Origin of the sequence: Cupriavidus yeoncheonensis (assembly GCF_905397275.1) — a bacterium.
Classification (GTDB): domain Bacteria; phylum Pseudomonadota; class Gammaproteobacteria; order Burkholderiales; family Burkholderiaceae; genus Cupriavidus; species Cupriavidus yeoncheonensis.
The window spans coordinates 1-8,814 of the sequence record NZ_CAJPUY010000052.1 but is presented as its reverse complement, the minus strand read 5'-3'; the positions used below and the strand labels follow the sequence as shown (position 1 = coordinate 8,814).

At 60.6% G+C, this 8,814-nt stretch carries 8 protein-coding genes; 2 read left to right on the top strand and 6 right to left on the bottom strand.

The genetic code is table 11. The features are described 5' to 3' along the window. Window positions 1–311 precede the first annotated feature (311 nt). The 3 genes from KHO22_RS32165 to KHO22_RS32770 form a co-directional block, all read right to left on the bottom strand. Window positions 312–869, bottom strand: a complete 558-nt coding sequence (locus KHO22_RS32165; RefSeq protein WP_211951235.1) for a BON domain-containing protein — start codon at window positions 867–869, stop codon at window positions 312–314. 234 nt (window positions 870–1,103) lie between these two features. Beyond that, entirely contained in the window at window positions 1,104–1,841 is a 738-nt protein-coding gene (locus KHO22_RS32160) for a Crp/Fnr family transcriptional regulator (protein ID WP_211951234.1), read from the bottom strand. Between the two features lie 6 nt (window positions 1,842–1,847). Continuing rightward, window positions 1,848–1,973, bottom strand: a complete 126-nt coding sequence (locus KHO22_RS32770; RefSeq protein WP_268914554.1) for a hypothetical protein — start codon at window positions 1,971–1,973, stop codon at window positions 1,848–1,850. A 287-nt stretch (window positions 1,974–2,260) separates the two neighbouring features. Here KHO22_RS32770 and KHO22_RS32150 point away from each other — a divergent pair, with 287 nt between their 5' ends. Both KHO22_RS32150 and KHO22_RS32145 read left to right on the top strand, forming a co-directional pair. Next, window positions 2,261–6,130: an ATP-binding protein gene (locus KHO22_RS32150; RefSeq protein ID WP_211951233.1), complete on the top strand. Its 3,870-nt coding sequence runs from the start codon at window positions 2,261–2,263 to the stop codon at window positions 6,128–6,130. 118 nt (window positions 6,131–6,248) lie between these two features. Beyond that, complete coding sequence (locus tag KHO22_RS32145) at window positions 6,249–6,458, top strand: hypothetical protein (RefSeq protein ID WP_211951232.1); 210 nt, start codon at window positions 6,249–6,251, stop codon at window positions 6,456–6,458. 170 nt (window positions 6,459–6,628) lie between these two features. Here KHO22_RS32145 and KHO22_RS32140 read toward each other — a convergent pair whose 3' ends face one another. The 3 genes from KHO22_RS32140 to KHO22_RS32130 form a co-directional block, all read right to left on the bottom strand. Further along, the gene (locus tag KHO22_RS32140; RefSeq protein ID WP_211951231.1) at window positions 6,629–7,117 is read right to left on the bottom strand and encodes a hypothetical protein; all 489 of its coding nucleotides are present in this window, start codon (window positions 7,115–7,117) and stop codon (window positions 6,629–6,631) included. Window positions 7,118–7,294: 177 nt separating this feature from the next. Continuing rightward, window positions 7,295–8,347: an alpha/beta fold hydrolase gene (locus KHO22_RS32135; protein ID WP_211951230.1), complete on the bottom strand. Its 1,053-nt coding sequence runs from the start codon at window positions 8,345–8,347 to the stop codon at window positions 7,295–7,297. Between the two features lie 16 nt (window positions 8,348–8,363). Beyond that, a complete protein-coding gene (locus tag KHO22_RS32130) occupies window positions 8,364–8,555 on the bottom strand; it encodes a hypothetical protein (protein ID WP_211951236.1) in 192 nt (63 codons plus the stop codon). Between the last annotated feature and the right edge of the window lie 259 nt (window positions 8,556–8,814).

Genomic DNA, 8,814 nt, shown 5'->3' with positions numbered 1-8,814 from the left:
CTTGGCGGCAAGCAGTCAATCAGTTCGCCATTCTGTTTGGCGAGCGATTCACCTCCGCCATGAGCTGAGATTCTTTAACCGACCTCAGCACACAAAATTCCTGACACCTCCATCGTCCTTGGAGATCGAACGACGGCTCATCGGCCACAACAGTCGTCCGGCCCGATGACGGTAAGTGGCCGGACTGAGACCTTGCTGCTCTGTTTCCCTGGCAGCCCGCGCAACGCGGTTTTCGTCGGTGACACAATGATTTCGCGTCTCGATACCCTTGCACCGCAAGGCTGAGCCGACATGGACATGCGCTCTCCGGTCTACGGTACCGGGCTGTTGACCGCGTCCGCTTTCATGCTGCTTTGCGATGATGAGCCCTTGCGGAACTGCGCATATGGCACCCCCCGCTCTGGATGCGCAGTTGTTTCATCGATGACGCGCTCGACATCGGGAACCTCGCGTAGGGCGGCCATGAATGGTGCCAGCGGAAAGTCCGGTGACACGCAGCCCTGGACCAGCAACCAACGCTGCCACACCGTCACCCACAAGGTACTCTGCCGCCACCCCGCCAGGTTGGCCGACAGCCATTGCAGCCGGCGTCGCGCGCTGTCGGCAATCTCCTCGTCATAAGCGAAGGCATTCGGCAGGCGGCAGCGCCCTTCCAGCCAACAGTGGTTGCCATGCTCGACGCGGTGATGTGATTCGCGCTTCCACTCGGCTTCGTTCACACGCGGGCCTGCGGGCTCCGGGCAGTTGGAAATCGCAGAGGAGACCTGGAAGAACGGGTCATGACCGCGGTTCTGCAAGTCCTCCTCGGCATGCGTGCCAGCCGTCACCAGCATCAGTGCGTACAGCATGCAGCGGTAGTCGAATGTCATCGATGTCCTCCTGAGCTCCGCTTGATGCGTGCGCCCCACGTAGCACTCTACCCGCGGATGTCTCCATATCCGGTTTTACTCGAAATCCACACCGGCGCATGCCCCCACTTCGCGCTGACCTTCGATTCGTGTGCGTTTTCGCATTAGCCTCCACAGGGCCGGAGCCGTTCGCCCAGCTCCGACCGAGCGGTTGAATCCACGACCCGTCTCGGCCATGAGGCGCCGCTCGCCCGATCAGGACAAACGACTGATAGGGATCAGTTTTCGGACATTCCAATACGCCAGCACTGAAACGCCAATCCACGACAGTCTTCTTCGGCTCCCATGCCGATAATCCCCCCGGAGCACTGCCATCCAATATCGCACGGCGGTGCCCCTCACAAGAGTGCGACGGAGACTTCGATGACGACCACAACCCCTGGTGCAGACCTGCGCGCGCTTCGCGAACGCGTGGTTCGCGATCACTTTGCCGACGAGATCCGGCAGGACTTCGACGCGGTCCTGTCTACATTTCCGCATCCCCACTACGAACGGTTGGAGGATGGTCTCGTCGATCCACTCCAGCGCCCAGCGATAGCGCCGGCAGATCAGTCGCGTGAATTCCATCAGGAACGCCGGGTGATGGTCGACGATGGCGTGGAACGCCCGCGCGGGCACCATCAGCACCTCGCAATCGACCACCGCGCGCGCGTCATAGACGCGCGGCGCGTCCATGAACAGCGAAACCTCGCCGAACCATTGCCCGGGCTCCAGCACGCTGAGCACCGCTTCACGGCCGTTGGCCGCCGTCACGCTGAAGCGCATGCGTCCGCGCTCCACGCAGAACAGCGCCTCCGGCGACGAGCCATAGGTGAACAGTACTTCGTGCTTAGCCAGTTTCCGGCGCATGACATGGGCGCGCAACGCGACCTCCAGTTCCGGGGACAGCAGTTCCGCACCAGCATGACCGTTTACATCCGCGAGGCCACGCATGAGCAGTCAGTCCAGCGTGATGTTGGCTTCCCTGGCCACGCGCTTCCAGACCTCGATCTCCCGCACGTTGACGGCAGCCTGCTCGGCGCCGCCGAGGTAGTCGGGGGTGAAACAACACAGCAAAACCTTCACCTAGAGACTTTCCGTTTAGCGCGCTGCGGCCAACGAGCCGAGCCTGTCGCTCGATCACGAAAGTGTCGCTTTAAGCACAAATAATGCTAATCGAGATGGCTGCCGAGGGGAAGCAACGACGAAACCGTCAGCACGCCGGGAGACCCATTCGCAACATCGCCGGCGCAAATCATCAGAGGTTCACTACTCCGGTGTGCGATAAAATCTATTTAACATGTCGGTCCCTGCCTTGAAGGCAGACTGATACTGCGTCTCCCTGCCAAGCCGTTTCCACTTGTTGTGAACGTATGAGCGATACGACCTCTAATGGTCAGCCTCTAGACGACACCCTTGGCGGGCCGTCAGGCGAAATGGCCGAGCGCATCCGCTTGTTCGACTGGGCCGCGACACCGCTCGGGCCGGCCCATGCTTGGTCACCCACACTGCGGACCATGGTCCGGATCATGTTGGCCAACCGGTTTCCCCATATCCTTTGGTGGGGACCCTCCTACATCCAGTTCTATAACGACGCATACCGCCCGATCCCAGGTACAAAGCATCCGGGTCGTGCACTTGGACAACCCGCCAGAGAGTGCTGGCCGGAGATCTGGCACGTTATCAAGCCGCTGATTGACCGTCCGTTCCACGGTGGACCCGCTACGTGGGACGACGACATTTTCCTCGAGGTCAATCGTTATGGCTTTCGCGAGGAATCCCATTTCACCATCGCCTACAGTCCGGTTCCCGACGACACCGTCCCCAGCGGGATCGGTGGCGTCCTTGCCACGGTTCACGAAATAACGGAAAAGGTTGTTGGAGAACGACGGGTCAACATGCTGCGCGACCTGGGAGCGGGCGTTGCTGATGCGAAGACGGCCGAGGACGCATGTGCGATGACCACCGAAACGTTCGCCGCCTACGCAAAGGATGTGCCCTTCGTGCTGCTGTACCTGATCGATCCGGGTAGTCACCACGCGCGCCTGGCGACCGCGGTCGGCATCGAAGCGGGCAAGGATATCTGTCCGAAGTCCGTGGACTTGAAAGCCGTGCGAGACAACGGCTGGCCATTTCGCCAGGCATTGGACGACGGGCCGGTGCTCGTCACCCATCTCGGCGAGAAGTTCGCGACGGTACCTGCGGGGCCTTGGGGCGATCCGCCAGACTCGGCATTTGTCACGACGATCCCCTCCAGCCTGGGCGGGAAGCCCGCAGGGTTCATGGTGGCTGGGGTCAGTGCGCGGTTGAAGTGGGACCAGCGCTATCGGGATTTCCTCGACCTCGCAAAAGCGCAGGTTGCAACAGCCATCGCCAATGCACGCGCCTACGAGGAGGAGAAGAAGCGTGCCGAGGCACTGGCCGAACTGGATCGTGCCAAAACGACCTTCTTCTCGAACGTGAGCCACGAATTTCGAACGCCGCTCACGCTCATGCTCGGCCCGGTAGAAGATTTGCTGGTACGCCGGGCCAACGAGCTGTCACCAGCGGCGAAGCATGACCTGACCCTTGTCGAGCGGAACGGACTGCGCTTGCTGCGGCTGGTCAACTCGCTGCTCGATTTCTCGCGCATCGAGGCGGGTCGCATGCAGGCGATGTACGAGCCGAGCGACCTCGCCTGCTTCACGGAGGACCTGGCGAGCGTATTCAAGTCGGCCTGCGAGCACGCGGGACTGACCCTGACCGTCGATTGCGAGACCCTGCCGGAATCCGTGTTCGTCGACCGGAGCATGTGGGAAAAGATTGTCCTCAACCTCTTGTCGAATGCGTTCAAATTCACGCTTGCAGGCGGCATCACCGTGAGCCTGCGAGCAGTCGGTGACAAGGCGCAGCTTCGCGTCGCCGACACGGGCACGGGCATACCGGCCGACGAACTTCCGCACATATTCGAGCGGTTTCACCGCGTACACGGCACGAACGGGCGCACGCATGAGGGCACGGGAATCGGACTTGCGCTGACGATGGAACTCGTCAGGCTGCATGGCGGCTCCGTCCATGTCGAGAGCGAACTGGGCAGAGGTAGCACCTTTATTGTCGACGTACCAACGGGCACGTCGCATCTGCCTCTCAAGCACATCAGGAGCAACGACGATATCCACGGCTCATCGACAGGTACACGGCCCTTCATCGAGGAAGCGCTGCGCTGGTTGCCGGATAATCCTGAGACCGTCGGGCACGCCGCACCCACGGCTACCGCCCTGCCCGACCAACCTCACACGCACCTGCCCCACGAGCGTAGCGCCGGTCGTCCCCGTATTTTGGTGGCGGACGACAACGCCGACATGAGGCAGTACCTGAAGCGCCTCCTGGAGAAGCATTACGAGGTCGAACTGGCCGCCGACGGTCACGCGGCACTCGAGCGGATTCGACAGCACTGTCCTGAGCTCGTTCTGACCGACGTGATGATGCCTGTCCTCGATGGCTTCGGACTGTTGCGCGCACTGCGCGCCGAGCCAGGAACGGCACATCTGCCCATCATTATGCTGTCGGCGCGTGCCGGGGAAGAGAGCCTTCTGGAGGGGGTGGAGGCCGGCGCCGATGACTACTTGGTCAAGCCATTCACCGCCCGAGAGTTGCTGACCAGAGTCAAAACGCATCTACGCATGGCGCGGTTCCGCCGCGAAGCTTTAACAGCGCTCAGCCAGCGCAGCATGCAGTTCAAGACGCTGCTCGACCAGGCGCCGCTCGGCGTCTACGTGGTCGATGCCGATCTGGTCATACGTGAGGCCAATCCGACTGCGCTCGAAGCTATCGGAGATATACCGGGAGGGGTGATCGGAAGTAGCTTCGACCACGTAATTCACCTGCTCTGGAAAAAGGAACAGGCGGACGACATCGTCCGCACCTTCCGTCATACGCTCGACACTGGCGAACCCTACGTGGCGAGAGAATGGGCGGAAAGCCGTATCGATCGCGGAGTTACCGAATACTACGAGTGGAAGCTCGATCGTATCCCGCTGCCCGACGGCCGCAATGGCGTCGTTTGCTATTTTCGGGACATCTCCGAGCATGTCCATTCCCGTAAGCGAATTGAAGCGAGTGAGGAAGCGCTACGTGAGGCGGATCGGCGCAAGGATGAGTTCCTCAATATTCTCGCCCATGAGTTGCGCGGACCTCTCGCAACCATCAGCAACACGATGCATATCCTGGGGCAGCCTGATGCAGAGACCGACCGTGCACGCGAGGCGCAAGTCAGGCAACTGCATCACCTTGTGCGTCTTGTTGACGATCTGCTCGACACCAACCGCATCACACGGGGTCGATTGCGGTTGCACATCGACCGTGTGGAATTGCAGACTGTCATTCGCGACGCCATTGAAACATGCAGACCGGTTGCGCAGGAACTGGAGCGCGTGGTGAACCTGGATATTCCCAGCGGACCCATTTGGCTCGATGCAGATCCCGTGCGTCTCACACAAATCTTCGACAATCTCATCAGCAACGCATACAAGTACACCGAACACGGCGGCCACGTGTGCCTCAGCGCCGCCCCGCGCGGTAAAGAAGTGCTTGTCAGCGTGAAGGATGATGGCATCGGCATTCCCGCCGATGCGTTATCTTCGGTCTTTGATCTGTTCATGCAGGTTGACACATCGCGTGAGCGGTCCCGGGGTGGGTTAGGCATTGGCCTGGCGCTCGTCAAGCAACTAGTCGAGATGCATGGCGGCCGGGTGGAAGTGTTTAGTGACGGGCCGTTTCGTGGCAGTGAGTTTGTCGTGCATCTGCCGTTGCCATCGGGCGCTTCCGCTGTCAACGCAGTCAGACGGACGCCCCCGACAGAAGCGCCGGAAATCGCATCCCTGCAAATTCTGGTGGTCGATGACGACCGGGACTCGGCGTGGTCGCTGGCTGAGCTTCTGAAGATTTGTGGTCATCAGACTCGCATTGCTCATGATGGAATCGAAGCGATCGCAGCGGCCAAACAGTACCGCCCCGAAGTCGTCCTGATGGACATTGGCTTGCCGACAATGAGCGGCCACGAAGCCGCACTCCAGATTCGATCGCAGCCTTGGGGCACGAATATCACACTCATTGCAGTGAGTGGATGGGCACGAGAAGAAGACCGCCGCAGGTCAAGGGAAGCAGGCTTCGATGCCCATCTGGTGAAGCCCGTCGATATTGGCGCCCTGATGAAGCTTCTCCAATCCCTCGAAGCGTTACGCCCAGGAAAGCGCCCGTTGTGACCACAAGATTTCGAGTCGCGGTTAAGTGAGGGGAGCCACCACTTACCAGCCGCACGTCACGGTCGGCCGTAGCCGGCCATCTCCTGTCGTTCGTTGGCGTGTGCCCGCAGGCGTTCAAATGGCCGCTCAGCAGCAGACAACAGACGTTCTCTCGCTAATCACCTTCATCGCGTCATCCGCAAATGCGAAAGCCCGTTTCATGGGCAAGCAGCTAACGACAGAATTCACGGACAGCCAGCAGGTACCAATCAGCGCATCGAGCAGACTATTCCCTTTGACTGCTGTGCAGGAAAGTGACAACAGGCTTGCCGTGCTCCTCGACGTGTGAGATGCAACTTCCCGCCCAGACAGATAGCGGGAAAGAGGGGCCAAGTGAATTAGTAGCGGGCCGCACGAGCGGTGTGCCCGCCCAGGCTAGGCTCTGAGCAGGATCGGAGGCCAGCTACAGGAGATCCCACGGGATCTTGTACCATTAATAAAGCTTCTTGCGGGACGCAATTAGTGTTCCTGCCAGCGCTGATAGAGTAGTGCGGTGACGACAAAGAATGCTGTGTGCGCGATCGCGAAGAACAGCATGCCGCCTGCCGTGAGCACGCTATGCCCTGCGAACCCCTGGCCGATCAGCGGTAGAACCATGCATGCATTCAACAGCCATACAGCGAGCGCGTATAAAAGACCTTTGATCAGCGCGCTGGTAGGGAGCCTCGCGAACGTGAACGAGTAGAACACGGCCATCGCGATGCCGACGGCGATATGGAAGACCTGCTGGAACGCGTAAAGCCTGACAAGCGGTAATGCTGACATGCCGAGCGTCTGTGCGAGCAGCGTCAACAATCCGCCGCGCGCGGTGACGAGCCTGAAGTGGTCGGCGACGAACAACAGCGCGGTATTGACCGTGATGCCCGCACATCCTGCTAGTGCCGCAGTCGACAGTCTCGACGAGCCGCTAGTCGGGCGGCGCCCGGTCTTCGATACGGTTTCGTTCATATTGCGCTCGCATGAGGGGGAAACCTCGGTAAAACGGCGCAGGCCGCGTTCGCCTGCACAGTCTCAAGACACAACCGGTCCCGCACTGGCGCCACGTTGCCGAAAAGATTGTCGTTGCTGACCTTCTGTCGGCATCGGTGGGCCGCCATTGCGCGTTTGGACTCCGGGTCTGCCGCACTAAAGCCTGCCGACGTCGATCACGGCCTGTGCGAATGCCTGGGGCGCTTCTTGGGGAAGGTTATGGCCGATGCCCCCCGTGATAGTCCTGTGCTCGTATTTCCCGGTGAACTTGCCCGCGTAGGCGCTGGGCGGTGGGTGCGGTGCACCGTTGGTATCGCCTTCCATGGTGATGGTTGGCACATCAATGGACGGCGCCAAGGCAAGTCGCTGCTCAAAGGCTTCGTACTTTGCCTCGCCAGAGGCAAGACCTTGCCGCCAGCGATAATTGTGAACGGCAATGGCGACATGGTCCGGATTGTTGAAGGCCGACGCACTCCGCTCGAACGTGGCGTCATCGAACTTCCACCTCGGCGAGGCTTGCCTCCAGATCAGCTTGGCAAAATCGTGGGTGTATTTTTCATAGCCGGCCCGCCCGCGATCCGTTGCAAGGTAGAACTGGTACCACCACTGGAACTCTGCCTCGGGCGGCAGTGGCGACGCACCGGCCTTCTGACTCCCAATCAGGTAGCCGCTTACCGACACCAGACCCTTGCAGCGCTCCGGCCACAGCACCGCGATGATATCGCCGGTGCGCGCCCCCCAATCGAACCCGGCGAGTGTCGCCTGCCGGATACTGAGGGCATCCATCAGCGCGACGATATCGGCAGCCACGGCTGTCGGTTGGCCGTTGCGCATTGTCTCTTGCGACAAGAAACGCGTAGTACCGTAGCCCCGCAGATACGGGACAATCACGCGATACCCGCGCGACGCCAACAGCGGCGCGACATCAACAAAGCTATGAATATCGTAGGGCCAGCCGTGCAGCAGGATGACCGCGGGTCCGTCGACCGGCCCCGCCTCGGCGTAGCCGACATTGAGCAGCCCGGCGTTGATCTGCTTCATCGACGCAAACGATGAATGGGTACCCGGCCTGGCCGAAGGCAGGATCGCCGAATTCGGCGAACGTGCCTGGCCCCTGGCGGAGCCGAGCACGCCGAACTGGGCGGCGGCAAGCGCCACGGCTGTCTTGCCCATGAAGCCGCGACGACGCGAATTTATATTCTCTGACATATTCCTCTCCACCTCATCAAGCGAGGTCATGCCCGCTGGCAACCTCGAAAGTCAACTCAATCTCGACGCACGCGCCAAGCGGAATCCGGGCCAGACAGAACGCGGAGCGCGCATGCTTGCCGCGCTCCCTCAGCTTTGCGTAAATATCGTGTGTATCCATATTGAAGTCCTTGATACGGGCTGCTTGCACTGGCTCAACGCGCTTCATCCATGCTGCGCACGACTTCCTTGGTGCTCATAGCAATTTCATGTAGACCAAAATCGAGCCTCGCATCGGGAAGCGATTCCGCTTCCTTGACACTGTCCTGACGCCTTGATGGCAAAGCCAAGGTCGCCACTCGAACTGCGCAATCTGCTCCTCAACAAGGCATTTGCTATCGGGCGCGCGGAAAGCGGCAGGGCCTAGTTGCGGGCGCCGTCCGTGTAGATGTCCCTGGAATCGATGCGGGCACCATCGGAGAACACGT

What these genes read in the sequence shown, in the direction of transcription:
- KHO22_RS32165 (WP_211951235.1), bottom strand. Translation starts at nt 869, where the DNA reads ATGACATTCGACTACCGCTGCATGCTGTACGCACTGATGCTGGTGACG.
- KHO22_RS32160 (WP_211951234.1), bottom strand. Translation starts at nt 1,841, where the DNA reads ATGCGTGGCCTCGCGGATGTAAACGGTCATGCTGGTGCGGAACTGCTG.
- KHO22_RS32150 (WP_211951233.1), top strand. Translation starts at nt 2,261, where the DNA reads ATGAGCGATACGACCTCTAATGGTCAGCCTCTAGACGACACCCTTGGC.
- KHO22_RS32145 (WP_211951232.1), top strand. Translation starts at nt 6,249, where the DNA reads ATGGCCGCTCAGCAGCAGACAACAGACGTTCTCTCGCTAATCACCTTC.
- KHO22_RS32140 (WP_211951231.1), bottom strand. Translation starts at nt 7,117, where the DNA reads ATGAACGAAACCGTATCGAAGACCGGGCGCCGCCCGACTAGCGGCTCG.
- KHO22_RS32135 (WP_211951230.1), bottom strand. Translation starts at nt 8,347, where the DNA reads ATGTCAGAGAATATAAATTCGCGTCGTCGCGGCTTCATGGGCAAGACA.
- KHO22_RS32130 (WP_211951236.1), bottom strand. Translation starts at nt 8,555, where the DNA reads ATGAAGCGCGTTGAGCCAGTGCAAGCAGCCCGTATCAAGGACTTCAAT.